The 17,685-nt window shown below is 46.8% G+C and carries 8 protein-coding genes; all 8 read right to left on the reverse strand.

Annotated features, from left to right (window positions below; all coding sequences use genetic code 11):
- Nucleotide 1: 1 nt before the first annotated feature.
- The 8 genes from FHS86_RS14130 to FHS86_RS14165 all read right to left on the reverse strand — a co-directional run bounded on the left by FHS86_RS14130 (nt 2) and on the right by FHS86_RS14165 (nt 17,635).
- Nucleotides 2–3,100: a SusC/RagA family TonB-linked outer membrane protein gene (locus FHS86_RS14130; RefSeq protein WP_429414929.1), complete on the reverse strand. Its 3,099-nt coding sequence runs from the start codon at nt 3,098–3,100 to the stop codon at nt 2–4.
- A gap of 150 nt (nt 3,101–3,250) precedes the next feature.
- On the reverse strand, nt 3,251–3,610 hold the full coding sequence (locus tag FHS86_RS14135; RefSeq protein WP_429414932.1) for a cupin domain-containing protein: 360 nt from the start codon (nt 3,608–3,610) through the stop codon (nt 3,251–3,253).
- A gap of 12 nt (nt 3,611–3,622) precedes the next feature.
- Nucleotides 3,623–6,409, reverse strand: coding sequence for a family 78 glycoside hydrolase catalytic domain (locus tag FHS86_RS14140; protein ID WP_429414935.1), 2,787 nt, complete (start codon nt 6,407–6,409; stop codon nt 3,623–3,625).
- Between the two features lie 185 nt (nt 6,410–6,594).
- On the reverse strand, nt 6,595–8,907 hold the full coding sequence (locus tag FHS86_RS14145; protein WP_429414938.1) for a DUF5703 domain-containing protein: 2,313 nt from the start codon (nt 8,905–8,907) through the stop codon (nt 6,595–6,597).
- 338 nt (nt 8,908–9,245) lie between these two features.
- The gene (locus FHS86_RS14150; RefSeq protein WP_429414940.1) at nt 9,246–10,673 is read right to left on the reverse strand and encodes a sialate O-acetylesterase; all 1,428 of its coding nucleotides are present in this window, start codon (nt 10,671–10,673) and stop codon (nt 9,246–9,248) included.
- A gap of 215 nt (nt 10,674–10,888) precedes the next feature.
- A complete protein-coding gene (locus tag FHS86_RS14155; protein ID WP_429414943.1) occupies nt 10,889–11,275 on the reverse strand; it encodes a GxxExxY protein in 387 nt (128 codons plus the stop codon).
- Nucleotides 11,276–11,415: 140 nt separating this feature from the next.
- On the reverse strand, nt 11,416–14,775 hold the full coding sequence (locus FHS86_RS14160) for a glycosyl hydrolase (RefSeq protein ID WP_429414945.1): 3,360 nt from the start codon (nt 14,773–14,775) through the stop codon (nt 11,416–11,418).
- A gap of 10 nt (nt 14,776–14,785) precedes the next feature.
- Nucleotides 14,786–17,635 carry a glycoside hydrolase family 2 TIM barrel-domain containing protein gene (locus tag FHS86_RS14165; RefSeq protein ID WP_429414948.1) on the reverse strand — a complete coding sequence of 950 codons (2,850 nt, stop codon included), beginning with the start codon at nt 17,633–17,635 and terminating at the stop codon, nt 14,786–14,788.
- Nucleotides 17,636–17,685 lie beyond the last annotated feature (50 nt).

The raw sequence follows: 17,685 nt of genomic DNA on the forward strand, positions 1-17,685 counted from the left end.
CTTAGAAAGTTAAGTTAACACCAAATTGATAAACGGTAAAAGAGTTAGAATTTTGGTTCTCTCCCGAAATGGAAGCTCCGGCCCATTCCGGGTCAAATCCTTCATATTTGGTCCAAACATACGGATTAACAACATTCACATAAAAGCGACAACGGTTGATACCAGCCTTTTTAATCCATTCGGAAGGCAGTGTATAACCCAATGCGATGTTTTGCAGTCGAACAAACGAGGCATCCTTGTTGAAACCGGGATAACCATAATCTTCGGCATCTTCGCCCCAGTAATCGCCCTGATAGGTTGGTTGGGGATATTCGTTGGTGTAACGGGCTTCGGTATACGGATTCTCGCGCATATAATAGGGAACGTCGAGAATTTGCTTGCTGTTAAAATCGGTAAACTCACGATGGAAAGGACTGTAGATAAACACACCTTGCTTGGTGTAAATAGTGGCCGACAAATCCCAACCCTTGTATTTAAAGCGGGTCGACAAGCTACCTGTCCAGTCGGGAATAGGAGAACCCAGAATCTTCATATCATGATCGATATCGATTTTACCATCGTTGTTCTGGTCTTTTACTTTGGCAGTGCCTTCCATTTCCTGCAATTGATCGGCTGCCAGTTCATCCTTTTGCCATACACCATCAAATTCCATGGCATACACCACATCGACGGGTTGACCAATGAACCATCGATTGGCTACGTCATCTTCTTTTTTTCCGTATAATTCGATAATTTCATTGTTATTTTTCGCAAAGGTGAAATTGGTTTCCCACCAGAAATCCTTACGTTGAATATTAATGGTACGCAATTGTAATTCGATCCCCTGGTTCTTAAGCGATCCCACATTGTCCATCATGCTGGCCCAACCAGTTGGAATGGCCAGTTTGCGCTCCATCAGTAGGTTCAGCGATAGCTTATCATAAAGGTTCAGCTCTCCTGAAACCCGATTGTCCCAGAAACCAAAATCAAGCCCCAGGTTCCACTCGCGGGTACGTTCCCAGGTTAATTCCTTATTGGCAATGGCACTTGGACGAAAACCGTTTGCTATCTCACCATCCCAGTCGTAATAAGTTTGAGTACTTACAGCGAACTGCGTTTCGTAAGCATTGATGTTGTTATTACCGGTATAACCATAGCTCAAGCGCAGCTTCATGTTATCGACCGCTTCAAGTCCCTTCATAAAGTCCTCTTCACTAAGGCGCCATGCCACAGCTGCCGAGGGGAAAAAAGCCCATTTGTGTCCTTCGGCCAGTTTCGACGAACCATCCCAGCGTACCGATCCGGTAAACATGTATTTATCGGCATAATCATAATTCACCCTGCCGGTATACGACATCAGTGTACTTTTCTGGAAAGCGCTTGATGCCGAAAGACTGGAGGCACTTCCCACATTGTAAAATTCGGAGTTAAACGGAAGGCCCCATCCATAACCATATAGGTACTCATAACGATTCATCTGGATCGAATGAATAAAATCGAAATTCACTGTATTCAAACCAAATTCCCGATCGGCATGTAACTGGTTATCCCATATATAGGACAAATTGTTCGACATGCTCATATAAGCTCCACCCGAACTCTTTGTAGAAAGTGGATCCCAGTATTCACCCAGCCGGTTAAAAGTCATGTTGGGTGAGAAGGTTGTTTTCAGGCTTAACCACTTCACAGGCAAATATTCAAGATAGAAATTAGAAATAACGTAGTAGTCCTGCTTGTTGTATTTATCATATTTCATAACAGCCAGCGGACTCACATTGCCCGATATTCCCACCATGGGAACCTGAATCATTTCTCCATCACGGTTGTAGGCCGGCGTCCATGGCGGCATTCTGAAAAGTTGTTTCATAATGTTCTTGCTCCCCAGTTCCAGGTCAGTATAAGCCAGGTTGATATTGGCTCCCATTTTCCATTGTTCGAGCGCAAAGAAATCGATGTTGGCCTTGAAGTTGTATTTGTTGTAATACTGACCACTCACATTACCATTGTCGGAAAGGATGCCGGCACCAATCATGTAGCTCACCCCTTCGGCTCCACCACTGGCGCTTACAAAGTGATTGGTATTAACAGCGGGTTTGGTCATCAGGTCAATCCAGTCGGTATGCCGGCCACTGGCAAGTACTTCTTTCCAGTATGCGTGGGCATCGCCCTCAGCAGGGAAGCCAAACATATCGTCGGGTGAAACCAGTTCATCGCCACGATACAACTTTTTGGTAATGTCACGATTCGTTGTGTACAAAATTCCTTCTTCGTAAGTTAAAAAGTCGGGCATGTTGGCGATGGCGCGCAGCCCCACAGAACCGGAATAACTCACTGAAGCTCTTGATGCACCCGACATTTCACTCTTTTTGGTAGTAACGATCACAACGCCATTGGAACCACGCGAACCATAAATGGCTGTTGAAGAGGCATCTTTCAAAACATCAATGCGCTGAATATCATTTGGATTAAGAAAGTTGATATTGTCCATCATTACACCATCGACCACATAAAGTGGCTGGCCACCCGAAAGGGAGTTCACCCCCCTGATCTGGATGTCGTATTCACTGCCCACCAAACCACTACGGGCAGTAATGTTAACACCTGCCACCTGGCCCTGCATGGCTGCCATGGCACTGGAGGTACCAACTGCGACCAGTTCGTCGCTGCTTACTGACGAAACCGCTCCGGTAAGATCACGTTTTTTAATGCTTCCATATCCTACCACCACCACTTCATCCACATCGATCAATGATTCGCTGAGGGTAATTTGTAACTCGTCTTTTCCTGCTACTGCCACTTCAAGAGAAGCATAGCCTATAAAGGAGACTTTCAGTACATCGTCGTCTGAGACACCCGACAGTGAGAAAAATCCATTGGCATCGGTAATTGTTCCATTGGTAGTACCCACTACCACAATGGTTACGCCCGGCAACGGAATACCTTTTGAATCGCTTACCTTTCCTGAAATACGATGGGCTTGCTGACTTACAGAGTTCGTAAACTCAGACCGGGAAGAAATAACAATTTCCTTGCGCACATCGTTACTGGTTATCGATTCCTTTTTCGGCTTTACAGCAGTATTTTTTGCTGCAAACGACGAAAAAACGGTAATAAGAAGCATAAAGACCGTTAGTTTTGCAACTACAAATAACTTTAATCGGATTGCTCTGCTGAGCAAATCTCTTGCTTTCGATAAATTTTCCATACGTTGTTAGGTTTATGTTAAACAATTGATTTGATTTATAAATAATCCTATAATTTGTTCATCGTATCATTCTATCACTTCATCTTCTTTTCGCCAGGAGGGATCACAAATGCAAAGAAAAACCAGATCGGTAGTACCAGTGTTGCGAATACACTGAAGTGCCCGGGGCGGAATATACACCAGATCGCCCACTCCGAGCATGGCTATTTCGTTGTTAATGCTCACCTCGCCTTCGCCTTGCAACACATAGTAGCTTTCCGACGACTTTAAACGATGTGGCAAAGTTGTTTGCCCCGGCTTTACTAAGGCGTGCGCCAGACTGTAACGAACCTTTGCCCCCGCAGTTGCCGGGTTGATGATTTCTTTCAGCAAGGTTTCGTCACCTGCTGCAAAAGCATCAATGCTATTGGTTTTTCGTATCAACATGGTACAATTGTTTTATTGAACTTCAAAAGTGTAGCTGCCCGATCCAATGGTCAGCACCCATTTATTTTCGATTACAGCCAAACCATCAACACCTTCGGCCTCATTTACAGCCTTGCCCTTTTCGAGCAGGTGCTGCCCTTCGGCATAAGGTATTTCAACAAGGGCCGAACTGTTTACAGGCACCTCAATATGCAGTTTTACTGTTCCGTCACTGCGCTCCCATTCCGATACCACCTTACCATACGGCGAATCGAAGGTTGCACGGGCTTGTTTGATGTCGCCCACCATTTGCGGTGCTATTTTAAGCTGCTTGTAAGCAAGCGATTGCTGTGTTTGGTCAATTCCACCCAATCCGCCGTAAAACCATTCCATAATGTGGCCCAGCATCAGGTGGTTGTTCGATACTTCTTTAAGTGCAGCCCACGATTCGGTTAAAGCCGTAGCTCCTTTTTTAAGCTGGTAGCCATACCCGGGCACATCGTCACGGGCATTCATTTCGAACAGCAATTGTCCACCACCATTTTCCTGCAAGGCTTTTACCAGGTAATGGAAACCCACATCGCCGGCCGTGAGCGCTTTGTTATCTTTTTCAATGGATTCGACCAGGATTTTAAATACAGCCGGTTTGTCTTCATCATCTACCAGGCCTACCACCAGTGGCATGGCTATAGCAGTTTGACTGCCGGTTGAATAAATTCCTGTTTCGGGGTCGAGAAAAGTTTCGTTAAACGACTTTTTAATATCGGCAGCCCAGTTGGCATACCTGGTTTGCTCATCCGATTTACCAATAATACCTGCCATTTCCGACATCAGTTTTATATCGGAGTAATAAATTGCTGTTCCGGTTATCGTTCGGGGTGTTAGTTGTGCAATTCCCGGTCGCTCGGGCCCCAGGTCGTACCAATCGCCCAAACCATGGTCGAGAATATGATTCACCGATGTATCTCGCAGGTATTCGGCATAGCGACCCATCATGTCCCACGATTGCTCAATAATTTCGGTATCGCCATACCACTTATACAACAACCACGGCACTTGTATTGAGGCACTGCCCCACTCGGGCGAATCGCGGAACCACTCCCAAAATTCGACATACTCAGGTGCTATATCGGGCACAAGCCCTTCGGGGGTTTGAGCTGCCATCATATCTTCCACCTGCTTGCGGTAGGTATGGTAAATATCGTAGTTGTAATGAATACCGCCGCCCATCAGGTAAAGCTGTTCCAGCCAGCCCAGTTTTTCGCGGTGCGGACAGTCGGTCATCACGCTTGCATAATTGCTGCGTATTGCCCAGTCGATTAACGAGTAGACATCATTAAACAGCTCAAACGAAGTTTCAAAGCTTCCCTGCCTGGGTGCATTCACGTGGGTGTGTTTGTGAACCATGTCGAGCACCACGGGTAATTCCCGGTTTCCGGGCATTGATTCCGGATGGGCACCTCTCACTTCAACGTACCGGAAACCATAATAGGTAAACTGTGGTGTCCAGGTTTCAACGCCATCGCCTTTACAAATGTAGGTGTAATAATGCCAGCGACCGGTAGCCCGCTGATTGGCCCTCATGTCATCGGTTTTCAACTCTGCAGGATAAAAATAAATGGTATCGCCTTTTTGCCCCTGCACCTTGATGGATGGTACCCCCGAAGCATTCTGACCGAAATCGTATAAGTAAATACCGTCCTTTTCATCAATCGTCATGATCGAATCAAACGCTATTTCGCGGGTAATTTCAAGCGGATAATCCAGTTCGGGACGCAGCGCTGCAACATTCGATTTTACCACCATTGCCTTTTGCCAACCCGAATCGTCAAATCCAGGGCGGTTCCATCCATCTTGCTCCAGCATCGCGTTATAGGTTTCGCCTGCATAAATACTGCTAAAAGTAAGCGGTCCCGGTGCCACTTTCCAGCTTTCGTCGGTCACCAGTTCTTCTACCTCCCCATCGCTGTAGGTCAGTTTCACTACCATGCGCAACATGGGCTTGCCATAGGCTGTCATCAGTTTACGATAACGCTCGTTCGGGATGTTATAAAAACCATTTCCAAGCATCACACCAAAGGCGTTACTCCCCTTTTGCAAGGCATCGGTAATATCGTAGGTGTTGTACAATGCGAAATCGTCGTAGTGCGTCCATCCCGGGGCCAAAAAGCTGTTGCCCACCTTGCTCCCGTTTAAAAAAAGCTCGTAATGGCCAAGCCCCGACACAAACACCAAAGCCTGTTCAACCTTTTTATCCGTCGAAAAATCCTTCCGCAAAAGAGGCAAAACATGGTCGCCACTCTTAACATCGCGCCATTTTTTATCGCTCCCGGGTAAATGTACTCCAGGCACTATGCGCCGCTCCTGTTCCAGTTCGTCGTAGGCAATCCATTCGGCTTTTTCCCAATCCGGAGTATCCAGCTTTGTCACAAACGACGCCACTTTGCTCCATGCCGATTCATTTCCATGATTATCCCAAACCTTCACTTTCCAAAAGTAGCGTTCCCCCGGCTCAAGCGCTGTTCCGTCATATTTCACCAAAATACTCGCATCCGATGCTACCTGTCCCGAATCCCACAAAGCTGCATCTTCGGTCAACTTCCCGGCATCGTCAGCCAATAGCACCTGATAAGCCGTTTGCACCACACCCCGCTGTTTCGATCCCAGTTTCCACCCCAACCTGAACCCGCTTAGCGGCATTCCTACCGGTTCGGCTTTCAACTCGCACGAAGTACTAAGCACTTCCAACTCAGGCGACGAGCACGCCGCTAACACCATCACTGCCAACAAAAAGGCCATTTTCGAAATCCATCGCATCATAGCTATTTTTTTACAATTTTTAATTTTTTGGCGGGCTGATCGGTCTTCGGCTCCAAGCTGCCATTGTACCTCCCGCGTTCCGCCTGTCGTGCAGGGGGCTCATAAAATCGCCCCTGCCCTCCTGCTCCACGTCGGGCGCTACAACGGCAGGCTTTCCACCTCCGCCCGGCCCGAAACTTCGCTCATTATTCCCAAATAATAATATCTTCCTTTCGCTCTGCCGGGCTTACCTCCAACTTAACAAGCTTCCCGTCTTTCATCCCGGCTTCAACTACCGTGTTTTGCGGTGCATGTAATTTAAAATGCACATCATGCCCTTTAGGCCATGCCGGAAACAGAATAATCGAATCGCCGGCTGTTTGGAGCAACATTTCCTGCAGGGCAATCATTCCCGATCCGCCCCAATTATGATCAGGTACCCAGTCGAACCCGGGTCCCCAAAATGCCGGAAAGCGTCGCCCCGAATCACCCAACTTCAACTGTACCAAACGAGCAGCTTCATCGGTCAAGCCCAAACGGGCAGCCCAAATCGCATCCTGCTTCCAGCTTTCATGCCCCCTGAATTTTTGTGCGTCAGGATCGTACTTGTACGTATTTACAGCAAGCTCCAAACCGGGTTTTCCCACACCATACATTCCCCACGGGAAAACGGGGTACAATTGCGGTGTTTCGGTATTGTTTATGCGCTCCCACATTCGGGCGGGTGCAATCATTTTATGTCCGTCAATTTCCCGAAATTCAATATCGGGGATGCGATTTACAAAATTATTCCACTTTTCAACCGCTTCATCACTCAAATAGCTTTCCGATAATGCAAGCAATTCACGGGTAAGCACTTTAAGCGCCGCTACAGTGGTAACCGCATTGGTGGCCATCTTATAGGTTTCGCACGACGAGCCCGGGTACAGCACCAACTTTCCCTCATCATCAAGCACTTTCCGCCCCCTATTACGGGCAAGGTATTGATAGTGCTCATCAAAAAAGGTAAGGCAGCTTTGTATCATCGGTATGTATTCTGCAATGTCTTTCCCGGTATATTGATGCCACAATATGGCCATGTAACAAAACTCGAGCGAGGTGTCCCACTGGTATTCGAGCCAGGCATTGTACTGCATTCCCTTATCGTACCAGTCGGGGCGTTTCCAGCCGTATTCACTGGGGTTGGGCAATCCAAAGTTTTCAATTTGCTCGGTAAAACTAGCACCATCGTGCCCCCAGTAAAAGCGGCTGCGCATTTCGGCGTTGCCCAGCAAATTCTTATAAAAATCGAGCTGGGGCTTCAACATATCGGTATCGCCGCTTTTGAACATCGGAAAATAAACCAATCGCTGATTTTGAGCGGTAAAAGTACCACCACCCCAGTTGCGAAAATCGGGCGTAAAGGCACGGCTCTCGTTGGTAAAAACCGGATCGAATGTAAAAAGGCCGCCGTTAAAACGGGTTGGATAGCTACCATAAGCATTGCAGCCAAGCATGTACCGAAACAGCTGATAATTGCGGGCTACATCACCGCTAAGCAAGGTGTCGGTTAGCGCGGAATCAAACTGAATAAAACTGCGGTTCCAATAGGCGTTCCACCATTCCTGCGTAGCTTTTTTAGTGCTTCTGGCATTTTTCAACGCTCCATCGGCTTTTTGAGCCAACACACTTTTCCATTCCTGAGCCGACGAAGCTTTTTGCAAATTCAAAACCACTGCAAACGACTGTTTTTTAGCTGCTTTTACCGATTGCAGCTTCCAGCCTTTAAAATCGGCATTTACATATTTACCATGGGTCGTTCCGGCCGGTTTAAAGTTTTCGCCCAACATGCATCCACCCGAAATCAAATTTTCCAGGGGATTGAACAGACTATCTTTTACGGCACTCATGCCCTGCTGCTTAACAGTAACATCGAATACGGTTTCACCTTTATTTTGATGATAAAACAGAATCCGCTCATCATCAAAACCAACTTCGTCCTTTTTCATCATCAATCCTTCGGGAGGAGCCCATTTGTAGCTATTCTGGAAACTTTCGTTCTTTTCCATTTCGCGGTCGGCATAGCGCCAGCTTTCGTAGGTAGCTGTGGCTTTCATCGCCTTATTGCTCTCAATTTCGACATGAATCACGGGGTTAAAAACATCGACCCAAATGTTTACTTCAGCTGCAATCCCATCTTTTTCGGCTTTAAACAACACATGCCCCTCTTCAAGCACCAACTCCTGATGAAAAGTACCCTCATCGAAAGGATTGGGCGTAAGCTGCAAGCGAACACGACCTGCTTTCAAAAAAGAATTGTTCTCGTCGAAGGCGCCGCTTTGCTGCATGTAGAACAGGATGTCGCCCTTTTCGCTCCATACATTCAAGCCAATATCGCCACCCCCGCATGGCATCGACTCCGATGAATTTTGGCTGGACGATTTCCACACCGGATTATATTTGTGTATATAATGTTCCGCTGCTGAAAGCTGAAAAGCCAACAGTAGAATAATGACTGTAAGTATTTTTGTTTTACTCATATCTATTCATTATAACATTCACTACCCGTTATTAAATTTTATTTTCATTAAATACCTATAAAGCATTATCAATAAGCATCCTGACTACTTTACTACTAGCTCGCCTCAAGCCGGCTGGGCTCTTCATTTTTGTCTTGAAACAAAAACGAAGCAATCCAAATCCCCCGATCAAATTGGGGTTGTAATGGCAAGCTATGCTCGTTTCTTAAGACTTTGATAAGAAAACTTCGAGAACAAGGCTTGCGATCCTTTCTTTTCAGGAGTCCCGAATGCTTTCGGGATGACTGAAAAGAAAGGTGAGCGTAACGCAGTTATCGGAGTTTTCTTGCAAAGTCTATTTACCAATCATCGGTACGGAACGATGACAAGGGCAAGCCCTCGGTTCCAAACAACTGCCCTTTCACACAATCGTGAAATGCATAGCGCACGGCTACCGGTTCTTTCACTTGTGGCGACGATAACACCACCGACTTGTTGCGTTTAAAAACCGTTGCCGGATAAAAACGCTTGTCGGCGCCGGCTATTTCGAAAGTGGTAATTTCTTCGCCAAAACTGGTAATGCCGTTGGGCACATTGTTGAACGATACCGTAACCGTACTGCCTTCAATTTGTATGTCGTTGAGTTCAGGGCTGGCATATCCAAAACCTTTCAAACCATAAGTTTTAGCCAGAGCCAGCAAGGCCAGCCGCTCGCCTGCCAGATGCTTATCAGCCGGATGAATATTTTCGCAATCGGCACAATCCATTAATACGGCCATGGCCACATTAGGAATAGTTAAAGCACATTTACGCTGTGCATCGCGCAAATACGCCGAATTGTCTTTTTCTTTTAAGTCGTGTGGGGTAAACTGAGCGTAGTTGAACGGGGCAATCTGGCAGTAATAAAACGGAAATTCTCCCACACCCCACAAGTTACGCCATTCTTCCACCATGGTGGTAAACAATTCTTCATACAAATCGGGTTCGCGGTAGTTGGTTTCGCCCTGGTACCAAATGCAACCTTTGATGCCGTATCCTATAACAGGGTTCAACATGCCATTAAAAAGCCCAACAGGTGTACGATTGCGTTCCTTTTTAAAATCGTCGTTGGTTTCGGGCAGCCCCTTATCTTCAAATGGCACAGAAGATTCACGGCTCATCCATGCCTGTATGCATGAACCGCCATAACTTACATCGATCAGCCCAACGGGTACATCCATCATTTCGTTAACCAGGCGACCAAAATAATACCCGGTGGCACTAAAGTTCGCCACAGTTTCGGGCGAAGCCTCTTTCCAGCTTCCTTCAAAATCGGTTTGAGGTACAACATCGGCTTTGCGGGGTACTGAAATCATCCGAATGGTGGGATTCTTCGACTTCAGTATGTCCATGTTTGACCCCGTTACCAGCTGACCGGTAAACCCTTTCATGGGCATTTCCATGTTCGACTGACCGGAGCAAAGCCACACCTCACCCAGCATCACATTATTCAGGGTCAGCATTTCGCCGTCGCTTATGGCGATGGCATAAGGGCCACCGGCTTCGGGGGTATTTACTTCAATCTTCCATTTTCCATCGTTATCCGACGTTGTTTCGTAGGTTTCGTTGTTCCACGATGTGGTAACCTTAACCGTTGTTTTAGCATCGGCCCAGCCCCAAATTGCAGGGTTCGATTGCTGTTGCAATACCATGTTATCGGTAAAAATAGAAGGTAGTTTTATGGTAGCATGGCTACTTAAAAATGATGTAAGTACAATTACAATTGTCAATAATAAGCGGTTATTCATTTCTATTGAGTTAGTTATTACTTTCTTTGTGATCTTTGTGATCTTTGTGGCTTAGTGGGAGGTAATTTTTTCCCGCAAAGACACAAATTACACAAAGGGTTATTTTTCTTAGTGATCTTTGTGGCTTAGTGGGATACTTTTTCCCACAAAGACACAAAGTACACAAAGTGTTATTTTTTTCTTAGTGAACTTTGTGGCTTCGTGAGAGCTGTTTTTTATTCCGATAACTCACCTAAAATCTTTCGATGAATACCTTCCTTAATCAGGTTGACATTAAAATTCACTAAAAGTCCAAGTTTAATGTTAGTTAATCTCATATAGGTCAATAAGGTTTTATGATGAACTTTTTCAATGTGTTCAACTGATTTAAGTTCAACAATTAACTTGTTCTCCATAATGATGTCGGCCCTGAAACCAACATCCAGCACAACGTCTTCATATCTTGCGATAATACCCTGTTGGCGTGTATAAAGAATATTACGTTTTTCCAATTCATATGCAAACGCTGATTCATATACACTTTCCAATAGCCCAGGGCCCAAGGTCGTATGGATTTTAAAAGATACATCCACTGCAATTTTGGCTAATTCATTTTCTGTCATACCATTAGAGTTTACAAGTGAATTTAATTTTTTTCCCGCAAAGGCACAAAGTACACAAAAGGTTATTTTTTTCCTTGGTGACCTTCGTGGCTTTGTGGGAGGTAATTTTATCCCACAAAGACACTAAGGACACAAAGGGTTTATTCAACTTCTATATTCACCTCGCTCAACAAACCTGCATCGAGCAGGGGCTTTCCTTCGAGCACATAAGGAGCAGTGGTCCATGTGATTCGCTCTTCTTCAGGAACACCATGATCTCCAATCATCCGGTTGGCCCAGGTATTGGTCACCTCGATGCGCAACTTATTATTGCCCAGACGCAGCGCTTCGCTGATTTCAACACGGTAAGGAGCTGTCCATGCAATGCCGCAGGGCTTGTCGTTGACAAATACTTCGGCAATGTTAGCCACCTCTCCCAGGTTGATGAAGACGCGCCCGTCTGTTTTCTTCTCCCACTCAAAGCGGTTGTTGTAAGCCACAGTACCTGAGTAGTGCTTAATTCCAAAGGTGTCGAAACCAGTCCAACTTTTAAGTTGATCGGTTTTCACCACTTCAGCCGGGCCCCCCAACACAGGATCAAAATTCAATTCCCAGTTGCCGGTTATTGCTTTTACCTGTTTAATATCTGTCCAGTTATTCCCTTCATCGGCCTTGTGCTGTTTTGTATCCTTTTCGAAAACAACAAAGTAAGAACCATTTGCCGGAAACTTTAAGGCCAAAGTGGTTCTGCCATCCTTCATCGCCCAGCTTTTAGCCGTTTCTGTTCCTCCTGTTACCGGATTATAGATTTCAGGAAGTTTACCTTCAGTTCTGAATGAGCAATTGATGATCTTTTCATGCTCCTGTTGGTTTGCAATGAAATATATTTCAGCATTGGGCATTGACCGGTGGTTCCAGGCAAGTCCTTTGATCCTTTTCCCGGTTTCATCAAAAGCCATCAAATCGGGCGCAATGCCAACTGGTTCAAAAGTGCTTTTATTGTAAGCACCCACCAATACCCGTGATTGATCTGCATTATTAAATATATTTTGGAGTGCTTTTTCAGCTTCGGCATCTCCTTTCACCGGAATGGGTTTTTGTGCAAACAAAACGGTGGCACCATCGTTGATTAGCTGCTCAATTTTGCTGGCCACTTCACCCGACATGTATTCGCCGTTAGGGTTCATGCGGCGTTTGCCGGGAATAACCAGCATGGCGTATGATGCACCACCAGGCAATACGATACGGCCATTTTCAACTTTAGCCAAACGCAATAAGGCATCGGGGTTAAATGAGTCATAAGCATATCCGTTCAGCGGATCGACCCAATCTTCCGGATCGGCCATGTTGGCTGAACCATGAACAAAACGGGGCAGCTCACGACGAGGCTGTCCTTCGTTCTTCAACCTTATTTTTTCAGCTTCCACCACATCATCACCAAAAATACCGGGCAATACGGGCACCAGCCGATCGGGCAACACCGAACGACGGGGAATGTCTTCGCCGGTAAAAACAGCAATATCAACCACCGGTCTTCCCAATTGCAATAAGCTCTGGCAGCGAGTAAGATAATCGACCCATGCCCTTCCATGGTTCCACCATGTTTGATTCCGCTGGAAGAAAAGTCCTATGGGATCGAGTGTCATTCCCGGTTTTCGATCCATCCACGGATTATGGGTAAAAACATGAATTGAAAATTTATTGAAGCCAAGGGCAAAACTGCGGTCGCCAAGCGTTTTCAGCATGCCGGGATGTTCGTCCCAAGCCATGCGCAGCTCAGTAAAACCCTCGGCCTTAATGATTTGTTTTCCATAAATATGTCCTCCCGAGATGGCATCGAGCATGTCGTTGGGTTTATCGTGGGTTGGACTACGCAGCCAGAATTCCCCCATGGGAATATCTACATTTTGGTAGTGCAACATGCCGTCGCTTGTCATGGTTGGCGAAACACATTCTGCGCTGAATTCACATCCCTTCTGATGCGCTTCGACAGCATACACTTCATAAAAAGAAGCAAGTGTTAAATCGAGTATGGTTTGACGTACATCCTTCAGAAAACGTTCAGAAGCCTGTGCACTTTCTACAGGAATTCCTGCCATTACCGGAAGCATGGGAAGCAGGCTGTATCCCCGTCGTTTTTCAAATTCGGCTGCAAAAACCGGTGACCAGTTCTGACTGCCACACTCCCAGCTGTCGACATGAAAGATCTTCAGAACCTTTTGAGCTTCCTCTTCACCCACGGTGTCAATTATTTTTCCAAACCATTGGTCGAACTGAAACTTTACTGCTTCGGGATTGAATTTATCCACTTCGAGACCAAGACCACCTCCGCCAGTATAGTTGGTATGTCCGGTTGAAGTATGGCCCATACGGATGATGGTCCAGTTTCCTTCGGGAGCATTCCAATTCAGATTTCCCGTTTCGTCCATGTATTCCGAAATATTGATCAGTTGATCAGGATTAATGCATGCTTCATCCGGAATTACAGTTTTGGGGGTTGCTTCTGCAATGCGCCAAACCGTAGCATTCTTTCCTTCGATACCGCCTATGACCGGCTCGCCCGACAAATGTATTCCGGCCACTTTAAGACTGGCTTTCCACTTTGCAGCATCCAGGTCTTCGGCTCCCGGCTCGGTTCCTTCGGGATCGAACACAAAACGGAAATAAGTGGCCGATACCTCCTCAATGGCATAGGTATAAGCGGCGTCGGTATCCTGCCAGCCATGACGCGGGGTATTCAGGCGTCCCAGCGAACGGAAATCCTTTCCGTTATCACTGACCTGTACTTCCAGCCGTTGTGCCTGATAATTGTTCCCATTGGTTTCAATTTTAATATTGCGACAGGTAAATGGCTCTTCAAAGGCATACTGAATCCAACAGGGATCGTCGCTGCGAAAACTTTGATCAGACTGATTTTCAACAAGGAAAGATGCATTTTCGCCGTTACTGGCAGAAACCACCGGTTTAATTTGATGTGTCGAAAAAGCTGCATCATCCGGTGTTGGATAAGCATACACGGCTATGTCCTTGTAATAATTCTCCCTGGAAGATGGTTGTGGCAACTGCATTATTAGCTGCTGCCGGCCCGAAACATTTGTTTTAGACCACACCAGCTGCTGCATCGACAGTTCGGGTGTGATCCATGGACCACCCGAAAGGGCAAAACCATCGCTGGCATGCATGGCCAGTTTGAGTCCCAGTCGGTCGGCTTCGGCAAAAGCATGTTTCACCATTTCCCACCATTCGGGGGTGAGCTGAACCACCGGTGGATCGATGAGCGGCGTCTGATCGGCTCCTTTGATGGGCATCAGGTAGGCACCGCCAATTCCGGCTTCCTTCATGGCTTCGAGATCGGCCGTAATGCCTTCGGCTGAAACGGCAGCCTTCATCCAGTACCAAAAAACCCATGGTTTGGCCGATTCGGGTGGCGACTGGAATACCTCTCTGGGGGAAACAGCGGTTTCAGGCTGGCAAGAAGCCATCAAAACCAGTGCGATCAGTGTTATCAGATATGCTCTCATTTTCTATATTTTATTCAAAATTCAGCCAAATGGTACCCGATTGTTCGCCATTCACATCGTGTGCTTTCGATGAAGGTCCAAGCAAATCGGTTGCATTCACCTTGTTGCGAAGTGCCGGAATTACATCGAGTACCGCAATTCCTGTTTCGGGAAAAGTGTAAAGCGGGGTGTCACGTCCGTCGCGCGGGGTATAAACGCCCAGGTAGTTATTAAACGATGAAGTGGCGATGCGGATATTTCCTTCGTCGGTTTTAAACGAAGCCCAGCGCCAGTTTCCAAAGAAGCCTTTGAATTCAGGATATTCGAATGTTTCCCCTGGAATCGGGTCGTTGTAATCGTTTTCCCATACATCGAGAACCGTGCCGTGCACACGGTTTTGCCATACGCGGTAAGGACCTTCGCCCAGCCATCTGATCGCCTGCATTTTTTCTTCGGGATAATCAAACTGAATTCCCATCAATTCGACCACACCATCGTATTCATAGGTATAATCTAACTGAACCTGACCATCGCCGTTTAAGATCCAGGTAACTTTTTTCAGCGGGCCAAAGAATTCGGTTTCAATAATAGCCAGACCATTTTCGTTGCGATACTCAATGTTGGTGAGTTTACTTTGGTCTGAAATATCTTCATAAAGGCGATCGATGCCTTTGGTCTCGTATTCCACCACCCAGCCGTCGGGTGAGCGGTCGGCACGACGTTGGGCAACAAAGCGCGGGCCGTTGCCAAACGAAATGGTTTTTCCGCCTTTGATCACGCTGGTGAGCAGGCCATTATCCCGATCGAAACGCAATTCCAGATCACCGGCCTGCGCCTTCAGATAATAACCGGCAAATTCAACAAAAGCCTCCCCTTCGCTTGTTCTTTCGGCAATAACTCCCTGCTGTGGTGCAAGATTCCACGACCAGGTGAATAGTTCTTTTCCATCGGGACCAAGGGCTGTAAGATGAAGCGCATCGGCACCTGAAAAGCTGGCCGGGACTTTTACAAAGCCTTTGGCGTGTGGAGCGATGTCGGGACTTTTTGCAGTACCTTCACCGACTACTTCCCTGGTTTCTACTTCGTCGGCCTGACCAAAGCGGAGCAATTTCCATTGAAAGGTACATTCATTGAGGTTAGTGAAGTCATAGCGGTTTTCTACAGGAATGTTTCCATCGAAATTGGCAGGAAGGGTTTCCATATCGATATAAACAGGCGACCATATTTCTTTAATGGTAAAGAAGCTGCCTTCCTTTTCGTGGTGCGGGCCTACAATGCCGTCGGCACCATGGTTGCCGTCGCAGTCGATTTTACCACCGAGGTCGGTGCGAATCACCCCTTCGTCGGCCAAAACCCATAACAAACCACCAGCACAACGCGGATGATCATACATCATGTTCCAGTAATCGTAAAGCCCGGCACCATGGCCGCCATCGTATAAACCGTGCAAAAATTCGGTAGGGAAGAAAATCATTTCTCCACGCAGGTACTCCTGTGTTTGACCATACGAACGGTAGTGCATGGTTTCCAAACCGCTCATATCCTGTTGCGGGTGAACCACCGGACGCTTTTGCGGGTCGTAAAGATGGTAGTCGTCATCGAGTTCAACATTCCAGCCCCCTTCGTTTCCGTTGGCCCAGAAGACCACCGATGGATGGTTTACGTCGCGCTGCACCGTTTCACGAACCAGTTTACGTCCCACAGCGGTATTATAACGTCCGTGCCATCCGGCCACTTCGTTCATCACATAGAGCCCCAGTTCGTCGCAGGCAGCCAAAAATTCAGGATCGGCAGGATAATGCGAAAGCCGGACCGTGTTCATATTCATTTCCTTGATCAGACGCACATCTTCATAATTGGCTGCTTTGCTTAAGGTGCGACCAGTTTCGGGACGGAAACTGTGCCTGTTTACTCCGCGCATGTTCACCCTGGCGCCGTTGATATAAATTCCGTCGCCCTCTTTAATTTCGATGGTACGGAAACCAATACGCTCTGTCACTTCGTGGAGAATTTCGCCGTTCTTTTCCAATTTGAACTGCACAAAGTACAACTCGGGCGTTTCGGGTGTCCATGTTTTCATCCCTTCAAAATGATTGCGCAATACAATTTTATCGCTTGCCGCGCGGGTGGATGCAGAAAATGCATTTCCAATTTTTTTACCTGCGGCATCCGTCAACTGTGCAGAGACGGTAAGCGGCTCTGTTGGGGCCACGCCCAGGTGCACTTCGGCCAGGAAAGCTCCATTGGCTTTGGCATCGATGGCTGTATGGTCGATGTAAGTAGCCGGCATCACTTCAAGGAAGACAGGACGAAAGATCCCGCCAAAGTTCCAGTAATCGGCACGACGTTCGGCAAGATTGACACTTTCGTCATCCGATTCTTTCTTTACTGTTACTTCGAGCAGGTTTTCGGCTCCATACTTCAGGTAGTTGGTGATGTCGTACTGAAAACGGTAGAAACCACCCTGATGAACCTCGCCGGCACTTTTGCCATTGATTACCACGCGGGTATCTGTCATCGAACCTTCAAACACAAGGTGAATGCTTTTTCCCCTCCATTCGTCAGGCACATTGAAGCGATGCTTGTACATCCCCTGTTCGGTTGGGATGAGCGGATGCGTGGCTTTGCCATAAAAATTCACACCATAGTTATAGTTTCCAAAACCCTGCTGTTCCCAACAAGATGGAACTTCAATCTTTGTCCAGTGGCCGCTGTTGCGCCCGGCCGTGCAGAAGAAATCCCATTCAACGGCATCGTCGCTGCCGGTTCCCGAGAGATAAACGATCTGTGTTTCTTTTTCGTTGGCCAATAAGGCAGTACCCTGTAAAAAGAACAGGAATCCCAGAAGGATGATCAGATGTGTGCTTTTAAATTTTCTCATTGTATGTTTTATTGATGTATTTTCTTAATCAATTGACGCGCATTAAAATG

The sequence above is a fragment of the Roseimarinus sediminis genome (genome assembly GCF_050433125.1).
Lineage (GTDB): Bacteria > Bacteroidota > Bacteroidia > Bacteroidales > Prolixibacteraceae > Roseimarinus > Roseimarinus sediminis.